Source organism: bacterium (assembly GCA_035308905.1).
Classification (GTDB): Bacteria; Sysuimicrobiota; Sysuimicrobiia; order Sysuimicrobiales; family Segetimicrobiaceae; genus DASSJF01.
Window position 1 is genome coordinate 35,940 of the sequence record DATGFS010000048.1, and the last position, 26,659, is coordinate 62,598.

General features: G+C 69.4%; 27 protein-coding genes. 24 read left to right on the plus strand and 3 right to left on the minus strand.

Translation table 11 applies throughout. From position 1 onward, the window contains the following. Position 1: 1 nt before the first annotated feature. Positions 2–652: an MOSC domain-containing protein gene (locus VKT83_14250; protein HLY23622.1), complete on the minus strand. Its 651-nt coding sequence runs from the start codon at positions 650–652 to the stop codon at positions 2–4. 170 nt (positions 653–822) lie between these two features. Between VKT83_14250 and VKT83_14255 the strand changes: the two genes are divergently transcribed. The 11 genes from VKT83_14255 (at position 823) to speB (ending at position 11,386) form a co-directional block, all read left to right on the plus strand. Then, positions 823–1,032: a hypothetical protein gene (locus VKT83_14255; GenBank protein ID HLY23623.1), complete on the plus strand. Its 210-nt coding sequence runs from the start codon at positions 823–825 to the stop codon at positions 1,030–1,032. A gap of 204 nt (positions 1,033–1,236) precedes the next feature. Continuing rightward, positions 1,237–1,848 carry a sigma-70 family RNA polymerase sigma factor gene (locus tag VKT83_14260; protein ID HLY23624.1) on the plus strand — a complete coding sequence of 204 codons (612 nt, stop codon included), beginning with the start codon at positions 1,237–1,239 and terminating at the stop codon, positions 1,846–1,848. Continuing rightward, complete coding sequence (locus VKT83_14265; GenBank protein HLY23625.1) at positions 1,848–2,105, plus strand: zf-HC2 domain-containing protein; 258 nt, start codon at positions 1,848–1,850, stop codon at positions 2,103–2,105. The genes VKT83_14260 and VKT83_14265 overlap by 1 nt, the downstream gene beginning before the upstream one ends. Before the next feature lie 52 nt (positions 2,106–2,157). Further along, positions 2,158–3,141 (plus strand): D-glycerate dehydrogenase, encoded by a 984-nt coding sequence (locus VKT83_14270; protein HLY23626.1) that lies wholly within the window; start codon positions 2,158–2,160, stop codon positions 3,139–3,141. A gap of 31 nt (positions 3,142–3,172) precedes the next feature. Further along, complete coding sequence (locus VKT83_14275; GenBank protein ID HLY23627.1) at positions 3,173–4,831, plus strand: PucR family transcriptional regulator ligand-binding domain-containing protein; 1,659 nt, start codon at positions 3,173–3,175, stop codon at positions 4,829–4,831. 122 nt (positions 4,832–4,953) lie between these two features. Next, positions 4,954–6,093, plus strand: a complete 1,140-nt coding sequence (locus VKT83_14280) for a hypothetical protein (protein HLY23628.1) — start codon at positions 4,954–4,956, stop codon at positions 6,091–6,093. Positions 6,094–6,158: 65 nt separating this feature from the next. Continuing rightward, complete coding sequence (locus tag VKT83_14285) at positions 6,159–7,475, plus strand: extracellular solute-binding protein (GenBank protein HLY23629.1); 1,317 nt, start codon at positions 6,159–6,161, stop codon at positions 7,473–7,475. Between the two features lie 68 nt (positions 7,476–7,543). Continuing rightward, positions 7,544–8,557, plus strand: a complete 1,014-nt coding sequence (locus VKT83_14290; protein ID HLY23630.1) for an amidohydrolase family protein — start codon at positions 7,544–7,546, stop codon at positions 8,555–8,557. Between the two features lie 3 nt (positions 8,558–8,560). Continuing rightward, positions 8,561–9,529: a sugar ABC transporter permease gene (locus tag VKT83_14295; protein HLY23631.1), complete on the plus strand. Its 969-nt coding sequence runs from the start codon at positions 8,561–8,563 to the stop codon at positions 9,527–9,529. Continuing rightward, positions 9,522–10,349, plus strand: coding sequence for a carbohydrate ABC transporter permease (locus VKT83_14300; protein HLY23632.1), 828 nt, complete (start codon positions 9,522–9,524; stop codon positions 10,347–10,349). Before VKT83_14295 ends, VKT83_14300 begins: the two co-directional genes overlap by 8 nt. A 26-nt stretch (positions 10,350–10,375) precedes the next feature. Next, positions 10,376–11,386 carry an agmatinase gene (gene speB / locus VKT83_14305; protein HLY23633.1) on the plus strand — a complete coding sequence of 337 codons (1,011 nt, stop codon included), beginning with the start codon at positions 10,376–10,378 and terminating at the stop codon, positions 11,384–11,386. 65 nt (positions 11,387–11,451) lie between these two features. Here speB and VKT83_14310 read toward each other — a convergent pair whose 3' ends face one another. After that, a complete protein-coding gene (locus VKT83_14310; protein HLY23634.1) occupies positions 11,452–12,615 on the minus strand; it encodes an MFS transporter in 1,164 nt (387 codons plus the stop codon). A 111-nt stretch (positions 12,616–12,726) separates the two neighbouring features. On the opposite strand from VKT83_14310, the gene VKT83_14315 reads away from it, so the two are divergent. From VKT83_14315 to VKT83_14345, 7 genes are all read left to right on the plus strand, one after another. Next, positions 12,727–13,740 carry an NAD(P)-dependent oxidoreductase gene (locus tag VKT83_14315; protein ID HLY23635.1) on the plus strand — a complete coding sequence of 338 codons (1,014 nt, stop codon included), beginning with the start codon at positions 12,727–12,729 and terminating at the stop codon, positions 13,738–13,740. Positions 13,741–13,744: 4 nt separating this feature from the next. Then, the gene (locus VKT83_14320; protein HLY23636.1) at positions 13,745–14,749 is read left to right on the plus strand and encodes an amidohydrolase family protein; all 1,005 of its coding nucleotides are present in this window, start codon (positions 13,745–13,747) and stop codon (positions 14,747–14,749) included. Between the two features lie 22 nt (positions 14,750–14,771). After that, positions 14,772–16,079, plus strand: coding sequence for an extracellular solute-binding protein (locus VKT83_14325; protein ID HLY23637.1), 1,308 nt, complete (start codon positions 14,772–14,774; stop codon positions 16,077–16,079). 153 nt (positions 16,080–16,232) lie between these two features. Beyond that, on the plus strand, positions 16,233–17,111 hold the full coding sequence (locus VKT83_14330) for a sugar ABC transporter permease (GenBank protein ID HLY23638.1): 879 nt from the start codon (positions 16,233–16,235) through the stop codon (positions 17,109–17,111). Positions 17,112–17,115: 4 nt separating this feature from the next. Continuing rightward, entirely contained in the window at positions 17,116–17,988 is an 873-nt protein-coding gene (locus tag VKT83_14335; GenBank protein HLY23639.1) for a carbohydrate ABC transporter permease, read from the plus strand. A gap of 13 nt (positions 17,989–18,001) precedes the next feature. Then, complete coding sequence (locus tag VKT83_14340; protein ID HLY23640.1) at positions 18,002–18,730, plus strand: hypothetical protein; 729 nt, start codon at positions 18,002–18,004, stop codon at positions 18,728–18,730. A gap of 4 nt (positions 18,731–18,734) precedes the next feature. Beyond that, the gene (locus tag VKT83_14345; GenBank protein ID HLY23641.1) at positions 18,735–19,415 is read left to right on the plus strand and encodes a Dabb family protein; all 681 of its coding nucleotides are present in this window, start codon (positions 18,735–18,737) and stop codon (positions 19,413–19,415) included. A gap of 8 nt (positions 19,416–19,423) precedes the next feature. Here VKT83_14345 and VKT83_14350 read toward each other — a convergent pair whose 3' ends face one another. Continuing rightward, positions 19,424–20,116, minus strand: a complete 693-nt coding sequence (locus tag VKT83_14350) for a hypothetical protein (protein HLY23642.1) — start codon at positions 20,114–20,116, stop codon at positions 19,424–19,426. Between the two features lie 103 nt (positions 20,117–20,219). Between VKT83_14350 and VKT83_14355 the strand changes: the two genes are divergently transcribed. The 6 genes from VKT83_14355 to VKT83_14380 all read left to right on the plus strand — a co-directional run bounded on the left by VKT83_14355 (position 20,220) and on the right by VKT83_14380 (position 26,657). Further along, a complete protein-coding gene (locus tag VKT83_14355; GenBank protein HLY23643.1) occupies positions 20,220–21,215 on the plus strand; it encodes a Gfo/Idh/MocA family oxidoreductase in 996 nt (331 codons plus the stop codon). Next, entirely contained in the window at positions 21,212–22,429 is a 1,218-nt protein-coding gene (locus VKT83_14360) for a Xaa-Pro peptidase family protein (GenBank protein HLY23644.1), read from the plus strand. Before VKT83_14355 ends, VKT83_14360 begins: the two co-directional genes overlap by 4 nt. A 105-nt stretch (positions 22,430–22,534) precedes the next feature. Further along, positions 22,535–23,791 (plus strand): Xaa-Pro peptidase family protein, encoded by a 1,257-nt coding sequence (locus tag VKT83_14365; protein HLY23645.1) that lies wholly within the window; start codon positions 22,535–22,537, stop codon positions 23,789–23,791. 19 nt (positions 23,792–23,810) lie between these two features. Beyond that, a complete protein-coding gene (locus VKT83_14370) occupies positions 23,811–24,794 on the plus strand; it encodes an amidohydrolase family protein (GenBank protein ID HLY23646.1) in 984 nt (327 codons plus the stop codon). 9 nt (positions 24,795–24,803) lie between these two features. Beyond that, positions 24,804–25,664, plus strand: coding sequence for a branched-chain amino acid ABC transporter permease (locus tag VKT83_14375; GenBank protein ID HLY23647.1), 861 nt, complete (start codon positions 24,804–24,806; stop codon positions 25,662–25,664). A gap of 3 nt (positions 25,665–25,667) precedes the next feature. Further along, complete coding sequence (locus tag VKT83_14380; protein HLY23648.1) at positions 25,668–26,657, plus strand: branched-chain amino acid ABC transporter permease; 990 nt, start codon at positions 25,668–25,670, stop codon at positions 26,655–26,657. Positions 26,658–26,659 lie beyond the last annotated feature (2 nt).

The window sequence follows — 26,659 nt, forward strand, 5'->3', positions numbered from 1 at the left end:
ATCAGGGTGCGGCTTCGTGGTCTAGCCGCTTTCGTATGTGCGCCTTCCAGCTGTCTGGCAGCCCCGGCGCCTGTTCCGCGCGGATCAGCAGGTCCCGGCCGACCGTTTCGTCCGCATACAATCGGGTAATGTCCGCCACCGTGACGCCGTGCCGGTCCTGCTCGATCAATTCGATCTCGTCGCCCGCCTCCACCGTTCCCTCGCGCACGACGGCGAGATAGAAGCCGGTGCGGCCGCTGGCGAGGAAACGCCGCACCATGTCGCGCCGTCCGAATTTGACGCCGAGCTTGTAGCACGGCAGGCGGGGCTGTGTGATCATTATCTCCGCCGAGCCCACGCGATACCGGTCACCGATGTTGACCGCGTCCTCCCGCGCCCACGAGGCGGTGAGGTTCTCACCGAACATCCCCCACGGCAGCGCCATCTCCGGAAATTCGTCCCGCCAGAACGCGTAGTGCTCCACAGGGTACACGTACACGGCCTTGTCCGGCCCCCCATGAACCGTCAGGTCGGCCTGCCGGTCTCCGTCCAGGTTGAGCGTGCCCAGCCGCACCGGACCGTCGACCGGTTCTTTGAAGATTCCCGTCGTGATGCGGCGGTCGTTGATGGTGACCTCGCGCGGCAGCGACACGTTGACGGACACGATGTGCATGGCACGGCTCCCGGTGCGGCGGCGGACTCCAGACTATTTCTCTACTTAGTCTTCGCTGCGGCGCCCGCGTTACGTCTGTAACAAAACCGGCCGTCGCGAGACCAATCTAGCAGACAGAATCGAGTGTAGAGAGATCGGGACCGGACAAATCGAGAATGGAGGAGTGACAAATGAAGTCGTTCCGCAAGGCGTTCGGGTTCGTTCTGGCAGCGGCACTGGTGGCAGGGGGGGCGGGGTTCGCGGCCAAGCCCGCGATGCTTCCCGTCGAGCACGACCGCAGCACGGCGCTCATCGTCGAACACGACCACAACAACGCGCTGATCGTCGAGCACGACCGCAGCATGGCGCTGATCGTCGAGCACGACCACAACAACGCCTGATCATCCTGAGGCCCGCGACGGCCCTCCCAGTCTCCCCCTCCCCCGGGAGGGCCGTCGGCGCCTCGGGCCTGCCGCGGCCGCGCCGCGGCGTTCCGGACCTCTCGGCCGGAGGAATCTCTCCCGCGGTTTTGGAACGAGCCTGGCGTGCGTGATGGATATGCGGGGCCCGGGTCCGCCCTGCGGCCGTCCGATGCGGACGCGGGGATGGTCGCGCGCCTCCGCGCCGGGGACGAGGCGGCGTTTCTGAGCCTCGTCGAACGCCACGGGCCGGCGATGCTGCGGTTGGCCTCGATGCATCTCTCCCGGGCGGTGGCGGAGGAGGTCGTGCAGGATGCTTGGGTCGGCGTGCTGCAGGGCATCGGCCGGTTCGAGCAGCGCAGCGCGCTCAAGACCTGGATTTTCACGATCCTGATGAACCGCGTGCGGACGCAGGCGCAGCGGGAAGGGCGCAGTCTTCCATTCTCCGCCCTCGACGGCGCGGAGGGCGGCGCCGAGTCCGCGGTGCCGGCCGATCGGTTTCTTCCGGCGGATCATCCGCAGTGGCCGCATCACTGGGCCGCGCCGCCGAAGGACTGGGGCGGTTCTCCCGAAGATCGGCTGCTGTCGGCGGAGGTCCGGACGGAGATTCAGCGCGCCATCGACGCGTTGCCGCCGGGCCAGCGCGAAGTGATTACGCTGTGTGACGTCGAGGAGTGGTCCGCGGAGGAGGCGTCCGAATTGCTTGGGATCACGCCAGGCAACCAACGCGTGCTGCTCCACCGCGCCAGGTCGAAAGTCCGGCGCGCGCTCGAGCGATATTTCGAGGAGGTCGAGTGATGGCGGCTTCAAACGAGATGAGCTGCCAGGAACTGGTCGAGCTGGTCACCGACTATCTGGAGGCCGCGCTGCCGGCGGGGGACCGCCGACGATTTGAGGAGCATCTCACGGAGTGCCCGCCCTGCCGGGCGTATCTGGAGCAGATGCGCCACACGATCGGCGCGCTCGGCAGACTGCCGCGCGAATCGATCTCCGACGACGCCAAACGCGGCCTGCTCGACGTGTTTCGCGACTGGAAGAAGCGCACGCCGACGTAGCCCGCTCCGTAGAGGACCGGGCCCGCGCGGCTGCGAACACCCGATCCTGCCCATGCCCAAGCCGCGCATTTATCTCACCCAGCCGATTCCCGACGGGGCGCTGGCGCGTCTCCGGGGCCTGGGGCCGGTCGACATGTACGACGACCCGCTCACGATCGCGCCCCGCGACCGGCTGCTGGCGGGCGTGCGCGAGGCCGACATCCTCTTCTGTCTCCTCCACGATCGCATCGACGCCGAGATCATGGACGCCGGTGGGCGGTTGCGCCTCGTCGCCTGTATGGCGATCATTCCCGCAAACATCGATCTGGCGGCGGCGACCGCGCGCGGGATCCCGGTCACCGTGATTCCGCCGCTCGTGACCGAGGCGACCGCCGACGTCAACATGGCGCTGCTCCTCGCCGTGGCGAGGCGGATCGTCGAGGGTGACCGGCTGCTGCGGGCGGGCGTCTTTCCCGGCTCGCAGTCGATGCATCTCGTCGGCGGCACGGTACACGGCAAGACGCTCGGCATCGTGGGGCTCGGCGCGATCGGACGCGAGGTGGCGAAGCGCGCGCGGGGCTTCGGGATGCGGGTGCTGTACTTGAAGCGCCGGCGGCTGCCGGAGGCGGAGGAGCGCGCACTCGGCATCGAGTGGGCGCCGCTCGACGACCTGCTGCGAGAGGCGGATTTCGTATCGGTGAACGCGCTCTTCACGCCGGAGACGCGGCACCTCATCGGCGAGCGCGAACTCGGCCTCATGAAGCCGACGGCGTACATCGTCAATACCTCGCGTGGCCCGCTTATCGATGAAGCGGCCCTCGCGCGCGCCCTGCGGGAGCGCCGAATCGCCGGCGCCGGCCTCGACGTGTACGAGGACGAGCCGCGGGTCACCCCGGAATTGATCGACCTGCCGAACGTGGTGCTGACGCCCCACGTCGGCAGCGCCGACCGCGAGACCCGCGAGCGGATCGCCGGCGTCGTCGTCGACAACATCGAGGTGTGGCTGCGCGGGGACCGCCCGCCGAACGTCGCCAACCCCGAGGTCTACGCGCGGTGAGCGCGCGCCGGCGGCCGCGCGAGGTGGGCGCATGCTGACGGTCAGAGAGGCGCTGGAGCTCGACGTGCTGCGCGACGTGAAGATCGTCGCCGGTCGTGAGGGCCTCGGCCGGCGGATCCGCTGGTGCCACATCATCGACAATCCCGAGATCGTCCGCTGGATCCAGGGGGGCGAGCTCCTGCTCACGACCGGCTACGGCTGGCCGGAGACGGAGCAGACGAGCCGCCGGACCATCCGGGCGCTCAACGGCAAGGGGCTGGCGGCGATTCTCTTCGATCCCGGGCCGTTCCTGGGAGAGATTCCGGTCAACGTCGTCGACGAGGCGGGGCGCCTCGAGCTGCCGGTGCTTGTCGCGCCGCGGAAGCTGCGGTTCGCCGACGTGACCGAGGCGGTCGGCCGCGAGCTGAGCCGGCGGCAGTACGCGATCATCGAGCGCGCCGACCGGTATCACCGCCAGATCACCGCCGCGGCCGTGGAGGCGCGCGACCTCAACGACATCGCCCGCACGGTCTGCGGCCTGACGCGCCGGTCCGTGACCATTGAAGACGCGGAGTTCCGGCCGCTCGCGCGGGCGGACCCGCCGGGGGCGGACTCGCCCGCAACGATGAAATTGCAGCGGGCGGACCCCCCGTCCCCGCGCGACGGGGCGGAGGCGCGGGCGCTGCGCGAACGGCTCCGGGAGGCCGACGGCGCCGTGCGCCAGGACGGCCGCGTAGCGTGCGCGATCAGGGCGGGCACCGAGCTGCTCGGCTACCTGTGGATCCTCGAAGGCGACGCGCCCCTCGGCGATCTCGAGCTGCGCGTGGCCGAGCACGGCTCGATGGTCGCGGCGCTGCACATCCTGCGCCAGCGTTCGCAGGCCGCGGTCGAAGCGAGAATCGGCCACACCGTCGTCGACGCGCTGATTCGCGGCGACGTTCCGGAGGAGGACCTGATCGAGCGGGCGCGTCTGCTCGGGTTCGACCCGGACGGCGATTACGTGGTCATGATGGTGTCGCTCATGGACCGCGCCGCCCGGGGCCGCAAGTGGCCGCTGACCAGCCGCGACGAGTATTATCGGCGCGAGCACGCCGCGCAGGTGCTGCGCCGGCTGCTGGCACAGGACCGGCTTCCGATTCTGTGCACGTACTCGCTCAACCGGATCGTCTGTCTCCTGTCGGTGAATCGGATGCCGGATGCGCCCGAGTGGCCGCGCCAGTTCGCGCGACGGCTGCACGAGCATCTGGCCGGCGCGGACGGCCTCCCGCCGGTGCTCGTCACCTTCGGCACCGCGCACGCCGGGCTGTCGGGCGTGTCCAAGGGGTATTGGGAGGCCGACCGGGCGCTCGCCCTCGCCAAGGACTCGGACCGCGTCCTGTTCTTTGAGGACCTGACACTCGCCCATCTGCTCGCCCAGATCTCGGACACGGACTCGCTGCAGGCGATGTACGCGCGGACGCTCGGGCCGGTGCTCGCCGGCCCGGGGGGCCGCGTGCTCCGAGAGACGCTGTGGGCGCTCGTCGACGCCGGGTTCAACAAGGAGACCGCGGCGGCGGCGCTCGGCATCCACCGCAACACGATGCGCGGACGGCTGGAGCGGGTGCAGGCGCTGCTCTGCCGGCCGCTCGGCGACCCCGACGTTCGCCGCGACCTCGCGGTCATCAAGGAGATCGAACATCTCCTGGTCCCCGAACCGCGCCTGACGATCTGAGCGCGCCGCCCGGCGGCTGTGCGCCACGCACATTCTCCGCCCGCAGATGGTGCACTAAGCACCTTGAATCTCCCATCTTGCCCTGGCATGCTCAACAACACATCCCGTCCGCGGTCGGTGACATGGTGCGAAGCGCCCGGCAGCTCGTCGCGAGGTTCGAGCCGGTGGGGCATCTCGCGTTGCCCGGTGGGGGACAGATCGTGGTCGACGGCGCCTACGCGTATGTCGGCCATATGGCGCCGCCCCACGGCACCTCGATCCTTGACGTGGCGGACCCGGCGAATCCCCGCGTGCTCGCGCGGCTGACGGTTCCGGACGATATTCACTCGCACAAGGTGCGCGTCGCGGGCGATGTCATGCTGGTGAACTACGAGCGGTACCCCGAGGGCGATCTCAGCCGCACGCCCGACGTGGGCCTCAAGATTTTCGACATCGCGGACCGCCGCCGGCCCCGTGAGATCGCGTTCTTCCGCACCGCCGGCCGCGGCGTCCATCGTTTCGATCTCCAAGGGACGCACGCGTTTCTTTCCACCGAGTGGCCGGGGTTCCGGTCCAACATCCTGCTGATCCTGGACGTGGCGGATCCCGCGCGGCCCGCCGTCGCCGGCCGGTGGTCGTTCGCCGGCCAGGAGGCCTCGGCGTCCCCGGAACCGCTGCCGGTCGACCATTGGGTCCATCTCGCGCTGGCGCGCGGGAACCGCGCGTATGCCGCGTGCGGCCACGCGGGCGTCATGATCGTGGACATCTCCGACGTGAGCAGACCGCGCACGGTGAGCGCCGTGGCGTGGGATCCGCCGTACGTGAACCCGACGCACACGTTTCTGCCCGTGCCGCACCTCATCCGGGGCCGCCGCTTCGCCGTCGTGACCGACGAGGACGTCACCGACGACGTGCTCGAGGACCCGCCGGCGTTCATGTGGGTGCTCGACATCACGGAGGAGACCCGGTCGGTGCCGGTGGCCACGTATCAGGTGGAGCCGGACGGGCTCGTGGTGCCGGGGCAGCGCTTCGGCGCGCATCAGCCCTGGGAGCACATCCGCGAGGACAACATCGTGTTCCTCGCGTGGTTCAGCGGCGGCGTCCGCGCGGTGGACATCTCCGATCCGTACCGCCCGCGCGAAGCGGCGGCCTACGTGCCGCCCGCGGGGGCGGGCCGGCCGGCCGCGCAGACCAACGACATCTTCGTCGACCGGCGCGGGTTCGTCTACGCGATCGACCGGTACGAGGGCCTGAGCGTGCTCGAGTTTCGACGCAGCGACTAGGAGGGCGGCGGGGAGAGCGACCGGCAAGGGACTTGCATCCAACGCGTGATGAGGAGGGGGACCTGATGATGCGTTGCGGCCGTCTCGTGGCTGGAGTGATCGCAGTACTGGCGATGTGCCTTGGAGCGGGAATGCCCCGCGGGGCCGGGGTGCCGGCGGCGACCGCCGCGGCCGGCGGGTGGGTGCTGCCGGCCGGGCCGGTAACGCTCAACGAATGGGACGGCGGCGACGGCACCAAGTCGGCGCTGCTGCGTCAGCTGATCGCGGACTACGAGAAGCTACACACGAACGTCAAAGTCAACTTCGAGACCGACGTCAAGTCCCTGAAGGTCGCCGCGGCGATCGCCTCGGGCACGGCGCCGGAGATCTTCGAAGCCTCCGACGCGAACCTCCAGAAGTACATCGTGGCCAAGGCGGTGGAGCCGCTGCCGCCCGCCGCGTGGGGCCAGCCGAACGTGGACGGCGTGCTGGCGCTGTATTTGCCGCACGTGCTGGATGCCGTCACCGCCGGCCACAGCCTCTACGCGGTGCCGGACCAGCTGAACGCCCACAGCCTCTACATTAACAACCGGATGTTCCGCGCCGCGGGCCTCGATCCGGTGAAGGACGCGCCGAAGACCTGGGACGACGTCGCGCGCCTCGACAAGGTCCTGACCAAGAAGCAGGGCGACCGGATCACCCAGAAGGGGTTCGAGTTCCGCTACATCTGCGACGACGGCCACTGGCAGGCGCACATCTTCCACATCCTGACGTACCAGGCCGGCGGCGACGTGATCAAGGACGGCAAGCCGGTCTTCAACAGCGAGGCCGGCCTCACGGCGCTCCGGGTCTGGAAGAGCCTCGTCGTCGCGCCGGGCGTCACGCAGAACACGTGCTCGTCTCCGTATCAGGACTTCGCGGTGGAGCAGGACGCGATGACGTTCGCCGGCCCGCACGTCGGCAAGATCGTCGAGCAGATCAACCCGGCGATGAAGGGCAACTACACGGTCGTGCCGCTGCCGCAGCTGCACCCCGACCACCCGGTCACCCTCATCTACTCGTTCAACTGGAGCGTGAACGCGCGCGCCTCCTCCGATCAGAAGCGCGTCGCCTGGGACCTGATCCACTTCATGAGCGCCCGGCCGGAGTTGTGGTGGTCCCGGATCCAGTTCCTGCAGGGGACCAAGGGCTGGCTCGGCATGCCGGTGGCCCGGAACACGCCGTTCATGTCGGCGTATACCCACGACCTCTCGGTCGGCCGGCCGCTCGGCCGCACCACGTACTATGCGGACTTGCAGACCATCATCGCGCGCATGGTCGACAAGGTCGTGCTGAAGGACGTGGATCCGAAGTCGGCGCTCGCCGAGGCGTCGGACGAGTTCATCCGCGCGTCGGCCAAGTAGGCCATGGAATCGCAACAAGCGAGCTCGGCGGCATCGCCGCGCGCGCGCGGGTCCGCGATCCCAAGAGGATGACGCCGCGAACGATCGACACGCACTTTCACGTCGTCCCGCCGGAGTTCTACGAGGCGGTGCGGCGCGGGGCGTTCCGCCAGTCGGTGGAGATCGAACGGCGGGGCGGCGCGGAGCACATGGTGTACCACGCGCCGCCCGGCGTGGTGCTGGAGCCGGGCAATGAGATCGACACGCGGTGCTCCGACGTCCGCCTGATGCTCGAGGGGCTCGACCGGCGGGGACTGGACGCCGCGGCGATCGGGCCGTCGCCGGGCCAGTTCTACTACTGGGCCGATCCCGAGCTCGCGGAACAGGTCGCCCGCGTGATCAACGACGGCATCGCCGCGCTGGCCCGGGCGCACCCGGACCGGATGTTCCCGATGGGCTCGCTGCCGATGCAGGACGGCGAGCGGGCCGCGCGCGAGCTGGAGCGCGCGGTCACGCGGCTCGGCATGCGGGCGTTTGAAATCTGCACGCACATTAACGGCGCGGACCTCGACGATCCGCGCTTTGCGCCGGTGTTCGCCGCCGCGGCGCGGCACGGGACGCCGATCTTTCTGCATCCGCAGAACTGGGGCGAGATGCGGCGCCTGAAGGAATACCATCTCTGGAACCTGGTGGGCTTCCCGTACGAAACCGGCCTGGCCGCCGCGCGCCTCGTCGCCGGCGGCGTCTTCGAGCGGAATCCGGAGCTCAAGATCATCCTCGCGCACGGCGGCGGCTATTTCCCGTACCAGATCGGCCGCCTCGACCACGGGTACAAGGTGCGCGGAGAGCTGCACGACCGGCTGCCGAATCCGCCGAGCGCGTATCTCGGCGGCATCTACTGCGACACCTTGACCCACAACACCACGGCGCTGCGGTTCCTCGTGGAGCGGATGGGGGACGACCACGTGGTGATCGGCACCGACTACCCGTTCGACATGGGCGACGAGACGCCGGTCGAAAGCGTACGGGCGTGCCGGCTGGGCGCGGAGCGCGAGGCCAACGTCCTCGGCCGCAACATGCTGCGTCTGTTGGGGGCCGCCTAGCCGATGCGGGCCCTGGACGCGGGGACGACACCGGCCGGCATGCCGGCCCGGACGGGTTCCCGCGTAATCAAAGCCCCCCGCCGGCCGCTGGCGCGGTGGCTGCGTTCCGCGGAGGCGCGGCACCAGGCCTGGGGCTATTTGTTCCTCGCGCCGATGTTTCTGCTGCTCGTCGTCTTCAAGTTCATCCCGATGTTCCAGGCGCTGTATCTCAGCCTCACCAACTACGATTTGCTGAGCCCGCCGAAATTCGTGGGCCTCAAGAACTACGGGACGCTGCTCCGGGATCCGCTGTTCCATCAATCGGTCGGCGTCACCCTGTACTACGTCTTCGGCACGTGCGTGTTCATCTGGTTTCTTTCGCTGGCCATGGCGCTCGTGTTCAACGCGCCGCTGCCCGGCAAGAACCTGCTGCGGACGGTCTATTTTCTGCCGGCGATCGTCCCGGTCGTCGTGTACGCCGTCATCTGGCAGTTCCTCTTCCATCCGTACGGCCTGCTGAACGTCGCGCTTCACGCGTTCGGCGTCCGGCCGATCATGTGGCTCACGGACAGCCGCGCGGTGATGCCGGGGTTCATTCTCGCGGGGCTGTGGCGGTTCGTGCCGTACTTCATGATCGTCTACCTGGCCGGGCTGCAGAACATCCCGCACGAGTACTACGAGGCCGCGGCGATCGACGGGGCGGCGGGGGGACAGGCGTTCCGGTACGTGACGCTGCCGCTGCTGCGGCCGACGGTGCTGCTCGTGGTGGTGATCTCGCTGATCTTGATGTCGAAGGTCTTCACGAACGTCCTGATCATCACCGGCGGCGGGCCGGACGGGGCGACGCGCGTGCTGTCGCTGTTCATCTACCAGACCGGCTTTCAGTTCTTCAAGATGGGTCTCGCCAGCGCGGCGTCGATGTTTCTGCTGCTCGGGACGATGATGTTCACGCTCCTGCAGCTGCGGTTCTTCCGGGAGGACGCGCGTGGATAGACGCGCGGGCGCCGTCTACTGGATCGGCGTGCTGCTGGTCGCGGCCTGGGGGCTCGTCCAGATGGCGCCGATTCTCTGGATGATTTCGACGTCGCTGAAACCGCTGCGCGACGTCTTCGCGCTGCCCATTCAGTGGATCCCGCGCCCGCCGCAGTGGGCCAACTATCCCGCCGCCTGGGACGAGTTTCCGTTCGCGCGGTACTTCGCCAACAGCTTCATCGTCTCGCTGTCGGTCACGGTGCTGAACGTGGTGCTCGCCGGCATGGCGGGGTACAGCCTGGCGAAGTACCGGTACTTCGGCCAGCGCGCCCTCTTTCTCGCGGTGCTGAGCACGCTGATGCTGCCGATCGAAGTGCTGATGGTGCCGACCTTCCTCATCGTGAAGAACCTCGGCTGGCTCAACACCTATCAGGGGATGATCGTCCCGGTCGTCGCGGACGCGTTCGGGGTCTTCCTGATGCGGCAGTTCATGCTGAGCCTGCCGGACTCGCTGGTCGAGGCCGCCCGCATCGACGGCGCGGGCGAGCTCGCCACCTACTTCCGGATCGTCGTGCCGCTGACGTGGCCGGCCGTGCTGACGCTCGCGATCTTCACCTGGCGGGAGACGTGGGACGCCTTCGTCTGGCCGTACCTCATCATCACCTCAGACGCCCTCCGCACGATCCCGATCGGGCTGCAGCGGTTTCAGGAGCAGTACGTCACGACCTACAACTCGGTCATGGCCATCTCGACGATCGCGATGGTGCCGATGGTGCTGTTGTTCTTCTTCTTCCAGCGCGCCTTCATCCGCGGTATTGCGCTATCCGGCCTCAAGGATTGACGTCTCGCGAGGCCGAGGTGCCGGCGATGCGACCGACCGATCTTCCGAGCGCGACCCAGAGCCCGCGCTTCTCGGGCATCCGCACGTTCATGCGGCTGCCGTGGACCGCTGATCTGAAGCAGGCCGGCGCGCAGGTCGCCATCATGGGCATCCCGTTCGACACCGCGGCGAGCTTCCGGACCGGCGCGCGCTTCGGGCCGTCGGCGATCCGCGACATCTCCGTGCTGCTGCGGCCGTCCAACCAGTACCACCGGATCAACGCGCTCGAGGCGCTGCGCGTCGTCGACCGCGGCGACGTCGCCGTCGTGCCCGGCGATATCGCGCGGACCTACGCGAACATCGAGGCGGAATGGGCCGAGTGCGCCGCGGCGGGGGCGATCCCGATCGGCCTCGGTGGAGACCACTCCGTCACGCTGGGGGAATTGCGCGCGATGGCCCGGCGCCACGGGCCGCTCGCGCTCGTCCAGTTCGACTCGCACACCGACACCTGGGACAACTACTGGGGGGTGCGCTACACGCACGGCACGGGGTTCCGGCGGGCGTGCGAGGAGGGGCTCCTCGACACCGCCCGCTCGATCCAGGTCGGGCTGCGCGGCAGCGAGTACGCGCCGGGCGATCTCGACGAGAACCGGCGGCTCGGCTTCGAGGTGCTGCTGGCGCCGGACCTGCTGACGATGTCGCCGGCCGATGTCGCGGCGGCGATCCGGCGGCGGGTGGGGGCGGGGCCCGCGTTTCTCAGCTTTGACATCGACTTTTTCGATCCGGCGTTCGCGCCCGGCACCGGCACGCCGGAAGCCGGCGGGCCCACGAGCGCTTTCGGGCTGCAGGTCCTGCGCCACCTGACCGGGGTGCCGTTCGTCGGCTACGACGTGGTGGAGGTGCTGCCCGCCCACGACTCCGCCGCCATCACGGCGCTGCTCGCGGCCACCGTCGTCTTCGAGTTTCTGGCACTGATCGCGCTCTCAAAGCCGGCTGCGCTCTCGGGTGCGGCCGCGCAGCAGCCGATCGGCACGGCGGGGGGCGACGGGAATGCGTAATCAGGCCGCGGACGAGTACGCCGCGGCGTACAGGTAGGGACGTGGAGCTCCGCGCGCGGGGCGGATCATCCGTCCTGACCGGACCGCCGGAACGCCGCCGCCGGGCCGACCGCGGCGGCCGCGAGCCCGATCGGCAGCGCCAGCAGGAACGGCGCCGTGAGGCTGGCGCGCGCGACCGTTGCGCCCAAAAGGGGCCCGGCGAACAGGCCCAGGTCGATGGCGCTGTTGAACACGCTCATCGCCGCTGTGTACCGATCGGGCGGAACGCCCCGCGTCACGAGCATGGCGAACATGACGGGCATGATGCCCCAGGCCGTTCCGTAGACGGCCCCCGCCGCCAGCAGGAGCGGCACCGTGTGCACGAGCGGGACGGCGAGGACGGTGCCGGCGGTCCCGGCGATCGCGGCGAGCATCAGCCACCGGCCGTGGCCCCGGGCGACGAGCCGGCCGGTGGGGACCTGCATCACGGCGTACATGCCGCCCTGGATCGCGAAGATCCAACCGATGAACAGAACGGAGGCGCCCTGCCGGGACGCGTACAGGGGCAGGAACGTGGTCCAGATGCCGGCCACGCTGTAGCAGAGCAGGATGGCGACGCCGAGGCGCGCGACCGATGCGGTTGACAGATACACGATGAAGTCGCGAAAGGACGCGCGCGCCGGGGCGCGCCCGGGCATCGGCCGGCCGGCCAGGAGCGGGATCGCGGCCAAGCTGAAGAGCGCGGCGGCCACGAAGGGCGCGCGCTCGCCGATGCGAGATGCCGCGAACCCGCCGAGCGCGGGCCCGGCGAGGGCGGCGAACGACGTGCACAGCCAGAAGGTGCCGAAGGCCCGTCCGTGGTCCTCCGGCGTCGCCGAATCGGCGACGGTGGCGTGCAGCGGGGGAATGAGCACGCCCCGCGCGGCGCCGACCGCCGTGAGGGCGACGGCAACGAGCGCGCGGGCCTCGCCGGCCGCGGCGGCGCCGAGGCAGAGCGCGTTCGCGACGAGGGCGCCCAGCAGCTGGCGGCGGCGCCCGATCGCGGCGGCGATCACGCCGGCCTGCAGCTCGACGAGGCCCATGCTCAGGCTGAATGTGCCGACCACGACCCCGATCTCGGCGATGCCGAAGCCGATGTGCGCAAGGTGGAGGGAGAGGATGGGGACCACGACCTGCCAGGACATGCTCGCGCAGAATCCGGCGGCGCTCAGCGTGAGGCTCGGCGCCCAACGCCGAGAGGCCGTGCTCATCCTGACGTGTCGAGTTCACCCGGCCCGCGACCGTTTCCTCGGTTGCCGCGGCCCGACGGGCGCCCGGTCGCATGCCGCCGTAAAGGCCAATTCCAGCGTGGAGGTGTGTTCGTGAGACCGACCGTCTTCGTCAGCCAGCCCATTCCCGAGCCGGGCCTCGAGATTCTGCGCGAGGTCGCGGAGGTCAAAGTGTTCCCGCGCACCGACCGCAACATGACCGAGGAGGAATGGATCGTTGCCGCCTCGCGCTCCGACTACCTCTTCGTCATGGGCGGGAACATCATCAGCGGCGACGTCATCAAGGCGAACCCCAAACTGAAGGGCATTTTCATCGTGCACCGCCGGCTGCCCCAGAACCCCGCGATCGACCTCGATACCGCGCGCGCGCTCGGCGTGCCGGTCGTGTTTCAGGCGCCGTGGGAACCGATCTACGACCACATCGCGGACGCCACCGCCGATCTCACCATCGCGATGCTGCTCGGCCTCGCCTACCGGATGGTCGATGCCGACCGCTACACCCGCTCCGGCCGCTCGCTCCAGGAGCACACGATGGCGCTCATGGGCCCGGGCGTCGTCGGGAAGACCGTCGGACTGTTCGGCCTCGGCATCGTCGCGAAGAAGATGGCGCCCCGGCTCCGTCCGTTCCGCGTGGAGCTCCTCTATACGAAACGGACGCGCCTCGCGCCCGATCAGGAGCGCGAGATGGGGCTCGCCTGGGTCGCGGACAAGGACGAACTGCTCCGGCGCAGCGACTTCTTCTGCCTCGAAGTCGACTACAATCCGAACAACCACAAGATCATCGGCGAGCGGGAATTCGCGCTCATGAAGCCGACGGCGTACTTCATCAACACCGCGCGCGGCCGCCTCGTCGACGAGCCGGCGCTGGTGCGGGCGCTGCAGAACCGCACGATCGCCGGCGCCGGATTGGACGTGTTCTGGCACGAGCCGCCGGGGTCGCCGGAGATGGCCCCGAGCCCGGAGTTCTTCACGATGGAGAACGTCATCCTCGCGCCGCACAACGGCGGCGCCACCTGGCTCGCCCGCGGCGAGCTGGCGAAGGGGACGGCGCGGCAGATCGTCGCGATGATCGAGGGCAAACGTCCGGAAGGCCTGGTGCTGGATTAGCGCCGTGCACTCGATCGACGTCCACTTTCACGTCGTGCCGCCGGGGTTCGTCGACGCCGTGCGGCGCGGGACGTTCGCGGACACCGTCGAGCTCACACGCGACGGCGGCACCGACCGCATGGTGTACCATGCCCCGCCGGACGTCGCGCTCGAGCCCGGCACGACGCTGCCGCGGCACCTGTACGACGAGCGCCTGATTCTGGAGGCGCTGGACCGGCGCGGGCTGGACGCGGCCGCGCTCGGCCCGTCGCCCGAGGAATTCTACTACTGGGCGCCGCCGGCCGTCGGCGCCCGCATCGCGGCGATTCAAAACGACGGCATGGCCGAACTGGTGCGCTCGCATCCGGATCGCTTCGCCGGCCTGGCCACGCTGCCGATGCAGGATCCCGATCGGGCCGCCGCCGAGTTGGACCGCGCGGTCACGGAGCTAGGACTGCGCGGCGCGGAGATCTGCACCCACATCAACGGCCGCGATCTCGACCATCCCAGCCTGCGGCCGGTGTACGCGGCGGCGGAGCGGCTCGGCGTGCCGCTGTTTCTGCATCCGCAAAACTGGGGGGACATGCGGCGGTTTCACGATTACGCGCTGTGGAACCTCGCCGGCTTCCCGCTCGAGACCGCGCTCGCGGCGTCCCACCTCATCATGGGCGGCGTCTTCGAGCAGTTTCCGGGGCTCCGCGTCATCCTGGCGCACGGCGGCGGGTACCTGCCGTACCAGGTCGGCCGGCTCGACCACGGCTATGCCGCGCGGCGCGAGGTGCACGAACGGCTGCCCCGCCGTCCCAGCGAGTACCTCGGGAATTTGTACTGCGACAGCCTGACGCACAGCGCGCTGTCCCTGCGGTTTCTGCTCGACCGCATGGGCGACGACCACATCGTGATCGGCAGCGACTACCCGTTCAACATGGGGGACGAGCGGCCCGTGGACACCGTGCGGGCCCTGCGCCTCTCACCGGACGTCGAAGCGAAGGTGCTGGTGAAGAATCTCGCGGGACTGCTCGGCCTATGACAACAGCCCTGGGGGTGTCGGCATGTTAAGATCGTGGCTCGTACGGGTCGCCGTTCTGGTGGCGCTTGCGCTTCCCGCCTCGCTGCTGGCGGGCGGCGGGATCGCCGCGAACTCCGCTCCGTCCGGATTCCCGGCGGGGAACATTACCCTGACGATGTTCGGCAGCGACGAGGCGCCGGGGTTCCACATCGAAGAAGGCCTGATTGCCGAGTGGCAGAAACAACATCCGAGCGTCACCGTGCAGGCGGCGCAAACGCCGCTCGGCCCGGGGTTCCAGAAACTTTCGACGCAGCTCCCAACCGGCGGCGGTCCGAGCCTGTTCGCCGTCTTCGAGCCCTGGATTGAGGGGTTTATCCCGTACATGGCGCCCGCGATCCCGGCGGCGTTCGGCGTGGCCAGCATGCGACAGATTAGCGATCTGTACCTGCCGCACGCGCTCGAGGCCCAGAGCCGCGGCGGCGCGATCTACTGCCTGCCGGTCTCCGCTCCGTCCTGGAGTCTGCTCGTCAACCGGCCGAAGTTCCAGGCGGCCGGGCTCAAGATCCCGCAGGACGTCCCCCACACGTGGGCTCAGGTCGCGGCCCTGCAGAAGAAACTGACCAAGTATGATGCCAACGGCCAGCTCGCGCAGCGCGGCTTCGGCGTCCGGTACACCGCCGGCCCGCAGTGGTACGCGATGCTGTTCGTGGCGTCGGTCGAGTCACAGGGCGCGCGCGTGCTCGACCGGGACGGCAGCCCGCTCCTGACCTCGGCGGCCGCCGCCAACGCGATGCAGATCTTTAAGGATACCGCCGTCGCCCCGACGATCACCAAAGACGTGCAGACGTCGCCCTATCAGGACTTCGCCGACGGGCTCGACGTGATGTCGTACGGCGGAGCGAACGCCCTGAGTTTCGCGATCCGGCTCAATCCGGATCTGAAGGGCAACATCTACGTCTCGCAGCTGCCGAGCATCTCGGGACAGCCGGGCGGGTCGCCGAAGTACTCGTTCGACTTCTGCGTCAACAAGCACGCGTCCGCGGCCGAGCAATTCGCGGCGTGGAGCCTGATCGACTACATTACGAGCCGCGGCGTGGTCCGCTTTGTGAACACCGGCAGCCTGACGCCGCGCAAGGTGGTCTTCGAGGCGCCCGAGGTCAAGGCCACGCCGTTCATCGACGTGTTCAAGACCGAACTGACCTACGCCCGGCCGCTGCCGCAGACCAGCCACTGGGGCCAGCTGCAGGGCGCGATTCAGAACGGCGTGCAGAAGGTCGTGTTCAAGAACGTGGCCATTCCGCAGGCGCTCCAGGAAATGCAGCAAGAATACCTTCAGGCGATCGGCAAGTAGCGGCGACGATCGCGCGCCGGGGGGAGGAGCAGGGTCGCCCCGGCTCAGGGAGGCACCCCTGAGCCGGGGTCGATCCGCGGTACCGTGAGTAGCGAGCACACGGCGCCTGTCGCCGTCAACCGCGCCTGGCCGGCGGAGCCTCTTCTGAACAGAATGCGCCGGCGGTGGTTCGGTCCCACCCAGCCGTGGTGGGGCTTCGCCTTCACCGTGCCGATCCTCGTCCTGCTCGTGTGCTTCAAGTTCTGGCCGATGGCCTACGCCGCGGGACTGAGCCTCACCAACGCGAGCCTCACGGAACGGACCTGGCGCTTCGTCGGCGTCGCCAACTACGCGCGGCTGGCTCGAGACACCGCGTTCGCCGGGGCGCTCGCGACGACCGGGCGCTACGTCGGCGCGACGATCGCGCTGTCGATGGTCCTCGGACTCGGCCTCGCGGTGCTGCTGAACCAGAAGGTCCCGGCCCGGGGACTCTTTCGCACGCTGATGTTCCTTCCGGCCGTCGTGCCGATCATCGTCGCACCGATCCTGTGGCAGTTTCTTTTCCACCCGTACGGCCTGGTCAACAACGCGCTTAAGGCGGTCGGGTTGCAGCCCGTGAATTGGCTGCTCTCACCTCAGGGCGCGGTGGCAGCCCTCGTGGTGGCGACGGCCTGGCGGCTGACCCCGCTGTGCATGGTCATCTACCTGGCCGGACTGCAGTCGATCCCGGGCGAGCTGTACGAGGCCGCGAAGGTCGACGGCGCCGGCGCCCCGCGGCGATTTCGGTCGATCACGCTGCCCATGCTCAAGCCGACGTTTCTGGTCGTGCTCGTGTTCGCGATCACGCTGACCGTCCAAAACTTCGTGCTCGCCCTCGTCATGACGGGCGGGGGGCCCGACAACGCGAGCACCACGCTGTCGCTGTTCGTGTACCAGACCGGCTTCCTGGGCTTCCAAATGGGCTACGCGTCCGCGGCCGCGCTGGTGATGCTGCTGATCATCGTCGTCTTTACGATGCTGAGCCTCCGCGCGCTCCGGAGCGAGGAGGGATGAGCCGATGAGCCTCGCGCCCGCGGCCGTCCGCCCTTCGCGGCGAGGGGCCGCCCGGGTCCGGGCACACGCGGCGACGATCGGGCTGCTGCTGCTGCTCAGCGGCGTGACCGTCCTCTTTCTGATGCCGATTTTTTGGATGGTCTCGACGTCGCTGAAAAGCAACCGGCACGTGTTCGACCTGCCGATCCAGTGGTTTCCGCACCCGGCGCTGTGGCGCAACTACCCGGCGGCGTACTCGACCGTCCGCTTCACGCGCTATTTCGTCAACAGCGCCATCGTCACGGGCAGCGTCACCGTGCTCAACGTGCTGCTCTCGGCCCTCGCGGGCTACGGCCTCGCGAAGTACCGCTTCCTCGGCCGCCACATCCTGCTGGTCCTCATTCTCGCCACGTTGATGCTGCCGCTCGAGGTGGTCATGGTGCCGCTCTATCTCACCGTGCAGCGCCTGGGCTGGCTCAACAGCTACCAGGGCATGATCGTCCCCGTGGCCGCGAACGCCCTCGGCGTCCTGATGATGCGGCAGTACTTCCTGTCGCTGCCCGACGACCTGATCGCCGCGGCGCGCATCGACGGCGCGGGCCACGTCAGCACGTTTCTCCGCATCGCCGTCCCGCTGGCCTGGCCGGCGCTGCTCACGGTCGCGATCCTGATCTTCCAGTCGACGTGGGACGACTTCGTCTGGCCGTTCCTCATCATCAGCAACACGTCGAAGGCGACCGTCCCGCTCGCCGTACAGACGTTTCAGTCCGCCGAGACGTCGGAGTTCCCCATGCTGATGGCCGTGTCGGCGATCGCCTCGGTGCCGCTGACGGCGCTCTTCTTCGTGTTCCAGCGGCAGATCATCACCGGGGTCGCGACGACCGGGATGCGCCACTGATGCTCCCGCACCCATGCTGAGGCACACGGCGCTCTTTCTCCACCGGGACACGATCAGCGAGGACCAGAAACTCGCGATGCGGCGCGGCCTCGCGTTCCTCCGCATGGAGTGCGCCGGGGTGCGCGCCGGCGACTACGGCGAGGACCTCTTCGGCGGCTCGGCCCCGCTGCTCGCGGTGCCGCCGTGGAAGCGCACGCCGCGCTGGCGCGCGCGCCGGGAGGGGCCCACGGGCAACTACGACATCGCGCTCCACCTCGACTTCGACGACGAGGCGGCGCTCGCACGGTACCTTGCCGACGACCGCCGGCGCGCCGTCGCGCGCCGGAACGCCGCGGTCAACGTCCCGGACCTCACCGCGCGCATCGACTGGCGGTACGACGGGCCCCCGCTGATTCGCCGCGGATTCGTCCGCCACACGGCGATGTTCGTCTGGGCCGGCGAGGCCGGCGCCGCCGCGCGCTCGCGCGCCCTCTCCGCGGCCCGGAGCCTGGCCGACGCCCCGGGCGTCGTGTCCGCGGTCGCGGGCTTGAATTACATGGTTGCCGGGAGCGCAGCGGACGGCGAGAATGCGGTAGGCCCCGCGGCCAACTTCGATTGGATCCTCGACGTGCAGATGCCGGACCCGGCGGCGGCGCGCGCCCTCGTCGAGGGGCCCGAGTACGCCGGCGCGATGGAGATCATCGCGTCCGTGACCAAGCACGAATGGACCGCGCGGGTCACGCACGTGATGCGGGGGTACTAGGCGGATGACGATCTCACCCCACTTGCGTGGGAGTAGCCCGCGGGATGCGCAGGCGTCGCCGGTCCTGCGGCGCGTCGTTCTCTGGCGCTGGAACGATCGCGCGACGCCGGAGCAGCGGCTCCGGGCGAAGGAAGGCCTCGCCTACATCAGCTACGCAAGTCCCGTGCACGCCGTCGACTTCGGCGAAGACATCGGCTTGACAGACGGCAACTACGATCTCGTGCTTCTCCGGGACCACGGGAACAAAGCGTCCTGGGACGAGTACAGCGGCGACCCGCACCACGCCCGGGTCGGGGGCTTCATCGACACGATCACGCACGAAGAAATCACGGCCAGGGCCGACTACCTCTACAAGGGCCCGGCGTCGGTCCAAGGCCGGGTGCGCCACCTGGCGCTCTACGTTTGGCGTGAGGGAATCGACGAGCGCAGGAAGCGCGACGCGCGGCGGGCGCTCGCCGCCCTGCGCGCCGAATGCGACGCCATCTACGCGCTCGAGGTCGCCGGCGATTTGGGATGGGCGAAGATGGGGCGAGCCGATCTGGTGCTCGAGGCGCACTTCGCGGACGAAAGCGGCGCCGCGGCCTTCTTGGAGCACCCCGCGTACCGCGAGGCCGCCGAACTGCTCGCCGGGCTGACGCGCGTGGAGCGAACCGCCCTCATCCAGCACCGGATGAAGACCGGGTGAGCCGGGTGCTACGGGCCGCGCATCACGTGCGACAGACGTGCCGTCCACTCGTACTTCGTCGCAGCGGCGACCGCGTCCATTGCGCGGGCAAAGTGCGGGCCTGCCAGCAGCCGCTCCGCCGCGGCGCGATCGGGCGTTTGCACGTCCATGATCCAGTCGTAGTCGCTGACCAACTGGCCGACATTGTGACCCAGCGCGACCGCCTCCACGTCCGGGGCGGCGCCGAGGGCCCGGACGGCGTCGAGGGCCCGCTGCTTGGCCTGCTCCGAGACACCGTCGGCCCAGACGAACATCGCCACGTGCGTGACGTGTCCCCGCCGGGTCGGCGTCTCGCCGTCGAAGTACCAGTCCACCCGCGCCGTGAGCTCGTCCCACGATACCGCGCCGTTGAAGACCGAGCCGGCCTTGTGGGCGGGATGCGGGCTGTACTGCCGGTACGCGTCCCAGTCGTCGAAATCGAGGTGGAGCGCCACGTCGTAGTTGGCGGGAGGGCCGTCCGCTCCGCGGTGCCAGACGGGCGATGCCTCGAAGGGCGGCGGGTCGTCGAACCGCCGGGAGCCGCCGAAGAGATCGTCGCCGTAATCGCCCGACCGTACCATCGGGCACTCCATGCGGAGGTACGCCAGGCCTTCCAGCATCTCCGTTTGCAGCGCCGGTGTCGTGGTGTCGCGCAGCCGCCAGATCACAGAGTGACGCAACATGACCGTGGTATTTCTCGCCGCCGGGCGGCGCGGCCTGCGCGGGTAGGAGAGCGGTAGTTATCGAAGGGGAAATCGCACGATACCCCAAGGGGAGGGGAGCCACGTGTCACTCGGATGGGGCATCATCGGGACCGGCGGCTTCGCCGGCAGCGCCACCGCGCCGGCGATCAAGGCTCTGGGTGAGCGGGGCACGCTGGTCGCCGCGGTCAGCCGCGACCGGGGGCGCGCCGACGCCTTCGCGGCGCAGCACGGTGCCAAGCGGGCGTATACGGACTACGCGGACCTGCTGCGCGACCGCGAGGTCGACATCGTGTACATTTCGACCCCGAACGCGCAGCACGCGGAGCAGGCCCTCGCCGCGGCGCGCGCCGGCAAGCACGTCCTCTGCGAGAAGCCGCTCGCGCTGTCGGTGGGCGACGCGCGGAGGATGGTCGACGCGTTCGAGGCGGCGGGCCTGAAGCTCGGCACGCACTTCCAGACGCGCCACCATACCGCGTTCGCCGAAACGAAGCGTCTGCTGCAGCAGCGCGCGATCGGGGACGTGATCCTGATACAGATCGAGGTGAGCTCCGGCGTGAACCAATTCCGGTCGTGGCGCGCCGACCCGCAGCTCGCGGGGCTCGGCTCGATCAACAACATCGCGGTCCACCCCTTCGATCTGGTGCGCTACCTGTTGGGGGCCGAGGTCCGGGAAGTGACGGCGATCACGGACGTCGGCCGGGCCGCGGACCTGGAGCATATGGTCCTCGCGCTGCTTCGCTTTCAGAACGAGACCTTGGCCTACGTCAACGCGAACCAGAAGGTGCCGAACTTCCAGCCGGACATCGCTATCTACGGCACGGAGGGCCGCATCCTCGGCATCGATTGCACGCGGCCGTTCCTCGACGGCGAGCTGCGGGTCCTCACCGCGTCCGGCGAGCAGGTCACCAAGCATTCCAGCAGGGACGCGGTCGTGCGGTCGATGGCCGCCTTCAACGACGCGGTCGCGCACGATCGCGAGCCGAACGCGTCCGGGTTGGACGGCCTGCGCAGCGTGCAGCTGACCGACGCCGTGATCCGGTCGGCGCGCGAGGGACGCCTGGTCGAGGTCGCGTATTGACCTGGTCGCGCGGCGCGGGGGCCGCGGACTACGAGGCGCGCGTCGACATGGCGCGCCTGCGCGCCGGACGGGTCGAGCGCGCGCGGCAGGCGATCGGGGCGGCGGACCTCGACGCGGTACTCGTCTGGAAGGAAGAGAACGTCCGCTATCTCACGAGCCTGCGCCCGCAGATCATCGCCGGCAAGAACGGCGTACTGAACGGCGCGCTCTGCACGCGCGACGGAACCACGGCACTCCTCGTCTCCGGCGGAGATCGCGACCGCGCCGAGGCCACGATGCCGTGGGTCGGCGATTGGGAGACAATCCCCATCCTCGAAGAGCCCGGCCTCATCCGTCACGTCGCCTCGGAAATTATCCCGGGCCTGCTGCGCCGCCGGGGGCTCCGCGGCGCGCGCGTCGGCATCGACCTGGCGAGCAAGCTGCTGATGGACGCGCTGGCGGAGACGTGCGCCGACATCCGCTGGGTGGACGGCGACGCGGCGATGCAGGCGGCCCGGCGCATCAAGACGGCGGAGGAGCTGGCGGTGATCGAGGAAGCGACGGCGATCGCCGAGGCGGTCACGGCAACCGCGACCGCCGCCGTCCGCGAAGGGGTGCGGGAGTGCGAGGTCGCCGGCGAGGCGCTGCGCACGCTCCACCGGCTCGGCGGCGAGTATCCCCACGTGACGACGCCGTTCGTGGCGAGCGGCGAGCGGATGTCGCCGCCGACGCGGCTCGCGACCGACAAGCTGATCCGCGAGGGCGACCTCGTGTTCATCGACATCGGGGCGATGTGGAACGGCTACTTCGGCGATATCGGCCGGACGGTGGTGTGCGGGGAGCCGTCGCCCGAGCAGCGGCGGATCTACCGCGCGGTGTGGGACGGGCTGCAGGCGGGCATCGCGGCGATGCGCCCCGGCGCGACGAACGCCGAGGTGACGACGGTGATCCGCGACCGCGCGGCGTCGCACGGCGTCGGCGAGCGCTTTCTCAGCCTGTTCATCGGCCACGGGATCGGGTGCGGCTCGAACGAGCCGCCGTATATCGGCGAGGCCTTTCCCGGCGCCGCCACGGTGACCCTCGAGGCGGGGATGGTGTTTGCGGTCGAGCCGCTGATCTGGCTTCCGGACGTGCCGGGAGGCGGGGGCGTCCGGCTGGAAGACATGGTGGCCGTGACCCCGGCCGGAGCGCGCCGGATCTCGCGAAGCCCGTACTGCGCGGCGCTGCTCGCCTAGGCACCGGTCGATAGACTCGCGGGAGCGATAAGACGAGTGCGTCGGAGCGACCCCGGCTACGCGGGGCGGGGCGCCTGGCGCGAACGCAAAAGGGGGGCCACATCGATGACGTACCACCCGTTTATTGCCGGGCAGCACGAGCTCCAGCCCCGGCGCGTCTTCAGCACGTCCGGGACCGATTGGCAGGGCCGCGTCAACTTCGACCGGCTGCGCGGCGAGCGGCTGGCGCGCGCGCGCGAGATGATGGACAAGCACGATCTCGGCGCGCTGATCCTGTTCGTCGGCGAGAACGTCCGCTACGTCACCGGCGTGTACCAGGGCAACTGGAAGAACAACATCTTCATCCGCTACGCGGTGCTGCCGCGCGGCAAGGATCCGGTGCTGTTCGAGACGGTCGGCAGCGACATGGTCTGCGCGCAGATGGACGCGCCGTGGCTGACTGAGGTCCGGCCGGCGATCACCTGGAAGTGGTCCGAGGGCGCGGAGGGGGAGATGGCCGCGCGCATGGCCGGGTCGATCGCGGACGTGCTGCGCGAATCCGGCGTGCACAAGGAGAAGATCGGCATCGATATCATGGACATGGTCGCCTACCAGTCGCTGACGAAGGAAGGGCTCAACATCACGAACGGCTGGCCGGCGATGTCGCAGGCGCGGGTCATCAAGACCCAGGACGAGCTGGAGTGCCACAAGATCGCCGCGGCCCACGGCGACGCCGCGATGTATATGGCGAAGCATGAATGGGCCAGGCCCGGCGTCCGGGAGGCCGAGGTCTGCGCGAAAGTCAACGAATACCTGTACCGCAGCGGCTTCGACTTCGTCTACGATATCATCGTCGCGTCCGGCGGCAACACCAGCCCCTACCGCCGGTGGCACACCGACAAGATCATCCGTCAGGGCGACCTCATGATCATCGACATCAACGCGGTCGGCCCGGGCGGCTACTTCATCGACTTCGTGCGCTGCTGGAAAGTCGCCGCCAAGCCGACCCAAAAGGAGAAGGACCTCTACAAGGAGTGCTACGATTCGCTCTACGCGGCGATCGGCGCGGTCCGCGCCGGGGCGACCTCCGCGGACGTCGCGAAGCACTTCCCCGTCTACGACGATGACAAATACGGCAGCGTCTCGCTGCAGCAGTTCGCGCACAGCATCGGGCTCAGTCTGTACGAGGGGATGTGGATCTCCCGCGCGTACTCGCTCAAGTACCCCGCGGAGCTCAAGAAGAACATGTATTTCGCGATCGAGACGTTCGCGGGGCATCCGGGCCTCGAGCAGACCGTCCGCCTCGAGGAGAACATCGTCGTGACCGACAGCGGCCACGAGCGGTTCACGCTGTGCGAGCACGCCGACGACATGATGGCGTAACGTACCCCGCCGGCGCCGCATGATTGTCGACGTTCACAGCCACGTCTTTCCGGAGCGGTTCCTGGCCGCCCTGGACCGGGTCGGCGCCCGGCACGGCGTCAAGGTGGAGACGCGCGGCGGCGAGCGGATCGTCTGGAGCAGCCCGCGCCAGCGCTCCGCGATCGGGCCGGTCTTCTGGGATGTCGCGGAGCGCCTGGCGGCGCTCGACCGCTGGGGCATCGCGGTCCAGGCGCTGTCGCTTTCTCCGCCGATGCTGTACTGGGCGCCGCCGGACGTCGGGCGCGAGCTGGCCGCGGTGTTCAACGACGAGATCGCCGCGATCAGCCGCGCGCATCCCGGGCGGTTCCTCGCGTTTGCGACGCTGCCCCTTCAAGATCTCGCCGCGGCGGTGGCGGAGGCGGAGCGGGCCGCCCGCGCCGGCTGCCGGGCGCTGTACGTCGGCACGAACGTGAACGGCCGCTACCTCGACGACCCGTCGTTTGAGCCGCTGTGGGAGTGCGCGGTGCGGCGCCGGCTGCCGGTCTTCACCCATCCATTGAACAACGCCGGCGAGGAGCGCATGGGCGAGTGGCACCTCGGCAACTCCGTCGGCAATCCGAACGAGACCGCGCTCGCCGCCGCCCGCCTGATCATGGCCGGCGTCCTCGACCGGCACCCCGATCTCGAGATCGTGCTCGCGCACGGCGCAGGCTCGCTGCCGTTTCTCTTGGGACGGCTCGACCACACCTACGCGGTGCGCCCGGAGGTCCAGGGCGCGCTCCGCCGGCCGCCGTCGGCGTACCTCAAGCGCTTCCACGCCGACACGATCACGCACGGCGACCGCGCCCTCGCCTTCCTGATCGAGGCCGCCGGACCGGACCGCGTGCTCCTCGGCACGGACCTGCCGTACGACATGGCGGACCCTGATCCGGCGGGCCGCCTGCGGCGCCTAGCCCTCGCGCCGGCCGACGCCGCGGCGATCGAGGCCGGCAACGCGGCCCGGCTCCTCGGGCTCGAGCTCTAAGGCCCGGCCGTGGGCGCGTCGTTCTACCTGCAGCAGGCGCTCAACGGTCTCTCCTTCGGCGCCCTGCTGTTCCTGCTCGCGAGCGGGCTCACGCTCATCTTCGGGCTGATGCGGGTGGCCAACATCGCGCACGGCTCCTATTATCTGCTCGGCGCGTACGTCGGGCTGTCGGTCATGCGCTGGACGGGCGTCTTCCCGCTGGCGATCGTGGCCGGCGGGGCCGCCGTCGCGGCCATCGGCATCGTGATGCAGCGGTGGTTCCTGGCGCGGTTCCATCAGCAAACGCTGCCTCAAGTGCTGCTGACGATGGGGTTCGCGTTCTTCTTCTCCGACCAGGCGCTGCTGGTGTGGGGCGGCGATCCGCAGAGCATCCCGGTCCCGAAGGTGCTCTCCGGCACGCTGGTCCTCGGCCCCGTGTACTTTCCGGCGTACCGCCTGTTCGTGATCGCGGTGGGGCTCTGCGTCTTTGTGGGATTGTGGCTGTTGCTCGAGCGCACGCGCCTCGGCGCGACCGTGCGGGCGGCCGTCGACGACGCCGAGATGGCGCGCGGCCTCGGCATCAACGTCGGGCGGGTGATGACCGGCGTGTTCGCGCTCGGCGCGTTCCTCGCGGCCGCGGGCGGGGTGATGGGCGGCGCGTTCCTCTCGATCTACCCCGGCGCCGACTTCGACGTGCTGCCGCTGACGTTCGTGGTCGTGATCATGGGCGGCCTCGGGAGCCTCAAGGGCGCGCTGATCGGCAGTCTCCTCGTCGGGCTGCTCGACAATTTCGGCAAAGCGATGTTCCCCGAGCTGTCCTATTTCACACTCTTCGCGCCGATGGCGCTGATCCTCGCCGTGCGGCCGACGGGCCTCTTCGGACGGGCCTAGCGTATGTGGCGGTCCTACGGCGGTCTCGCCGCCGGCACGGCCGTTATCGCGGCCCTGTGCGCGCTGCCGGCGGTTGCGCCGACCTACTACCTGCACCTGCTCACGCTCACGTTTTGCTACGGGATCATGGCGATGAGCCTCGACCTGCTCGTCGGCTACACGGGACTGGGGTCGCTCGGCCACGCCGCCTATTTCGGCGTCGCCGGGTACGTGGTCGGGGTGCTGGCCACGACGCACGCGTGGGGGTTCTGGCCGGCCGCCGCGGCCGGCGTGCTCGCGGCCGCGTTCACGGCGGCGCTGTTCGGGCTGCTGGCGATCCGCGCGACCGGCCCGTATTTCTTGATCATCACGCTCGCGCTGGGACAGGTCGTCTGGGGACTGGCCTACCGGTGGGTGTCGGTGACCGGCGGCGACAACGGGCTGCGCGGGATCGCGCGGCCGGTGCTGGCGGCCGGGCTCAGCATGGGCCGGATTCAGGTCTTCTACTATTTTGCGATGGCGCTGACGCTCGTCGCGGCCCTCGTGATGCATCTCATCGTGACGTCCCCCTTCGGCCTCTCGCTGCGCGGGATCCGTGAGAGCGAGTCCCGTATGCGCGTGCTCGGCTACAACGTCTTCCTCCACAAATACCTGGTCTTCATCCTCGCCGGCACGTTCTGCGGCCTGGCCGGCGTGCTGTACGCGTACTACAACGGCTTCGTCTCGCCCGCGGACGTGCACCTCGTCGCGTCCGCGAACGCGCTGCTCATGGTGATTCTCGGCGGCTCCGGCACGCTCTTCGGGCCCCTCGTTGGCTCCGCGCTGCTCGTCTTTCTGCAAAACATGCTCAGCGGCATCACGCAGCGCTGGCTGACGATCCTCGGCGCGATCCTCATCCTGGCGGTGATGTACGCGCCCCGCGGCGTGGTCGGCGCCGCGCGAACGCTGCTCGCCCGCGGGGCCCGCGTACGCGGGACCCGGGTTTCGGCCGTCGAACAATCGCACACCACGTAGAA

Bases quoted from the DNA above. Each gene is read 5' to 3' on its own strand.
- VKT83_14335 (HLY23639.1), top strand. From the start codon at position 17,116: ATGAGCCTCGCGCCCGCGGCCGTCCGCCCTTCGCGGCGAGGGGCCGCC.
- VKT83_14350 (HLY23642.1), bottom strand. From the start codon at position 20,116: ATGTTGCGTCACTCTGTGATCTGGCGGCTGCGCGACACCACGACACCG.
- VKT83_14280 (HLY23628.1), top strand. From the start codon at position 4,954: ATGGTGCGAAGCGCCCGGCAGCTCGTCGCGAGGTTCGAGCCGGTGGGG.
- VKT83_14325 (HLY23637.1), top strand. From the start codon at position 14,772: ATGTTAAGATCGTGGCTCGTACGGGTCGCCGTTCTGGTGGCGCTTGCG.
- VKT83_14275 (HLY23627.1), top strand. From the start codon at position 3,173: ATGCTGACGGTCAGAGAGGCGCTGGAGCTCGACGTGCTGCGCGACGTG.
- VKT83_14370 (HLY23646.1), top strand. From the start codon at position 23,811: ATGATTGTCGACGTTCACAGCCACGTCTTTCCGGAGCGGTTCCTGGCC.
- VKT83_14255 (HLY23623.1), top strand. From the start codon at position 823: ATGAAGTCGTTCCGCAAGGCGTTCGGGTTCGTTCTGGCAGCGGCACTG.
- speB (HLY23633.1), top strand. From the start codon at position 10,376: ATGCGACCGACCGATCTTCCGAGCGCGACCCAGAGCCCGCGCTTCTCG.
- VKT83_14365 (HLY23645.1), top strand. From the start codon at position 22,535: ATGACGTACCACCCGTTTATTGCCGGGCAGCACGAGCTCCAGCCCCGG.
- VKT83_14260 (HLY23624.1), top strand. From the start codon at position 1,237: ATGGTCGCGCGCCTCCGCGCCGGGGACGAGGCGGCGTTTCTGAGCCTC.
- VKT83_14310 (HLY23634.1), bottom strand. From the start codon at position 12,615: ATGAGCACGGCCTCTCGGCGTTGGGCGCCGAGCCTCACGCTGAGCGCC.
- VKT83_14380 (HLY23648.1), top strand. From the start codon at position 25,668: ATGTGGCGGTCCTACGGCGGTCTCGCCGCCGGCACGGCCGTTATCGCG.
- VKT83_14285 (HLY23629.1), top strand. From the start codon at position 6,159: ATGATGCGTTGCGGCCGTCTCGTGGCTGGAGTGATCGCAGTACTGGCG.
- VKT83_14330 (HLY23638.1), top strand. From the start codon at position 16,233: ATGCGCCGGCGGTGGTTCGGTCCCACCCAGCCGTGGTGGGGCTTCGCC.
- VKT83_14340 (HLY23640.1), top strand. From the start codon at position 18,002: ATGCTGAGGCACACGGCGCTCTTTCTCCACCGGGACACGATCAGCGAG.
- VKT83_14265 (HLY23625.1), top strand. From the start codon at position 1,848: ATGGCGGCTTCAAACGAGATGAGCTGCCAGGAACTGGTCGAGCTGGTC.
- VKT83_14345 (HLY23641.1), top strand. From the start codon at position 18,735: ATGACGATCTCACCCCACTTGCGTGGGAGTAGCCCGCGGGATGCGCAG.
- VKT83_14290 (HLY23630.1), top strand. From the start codon at position 7,544: ATGACGCCGCGAACGATCGACACGCACTTTCACGTCGTCCCGCCGGAG.
- VKT83_14270 (HLY23626.1), top strand. From the start codon at position 2,158: ATGCCCAAGCCGCGCATTTATCTCACCCAGCCGATTCCCGACGGGGCG.
- VKT83_14295 (HLY23631.1), top strand. From the start codon at position 8,561: ATGCGGGCCCTGGACGCGGGGACGACACCGGCCGGCATGCCGGCCCGG.
- VKT83_14250 (HLY23622.1), bottom strand. From the start codon at position 652: ATGCACATCGTGTCCGTCAACGTGTCGCTGCCGCGCGAGGTCACCATC.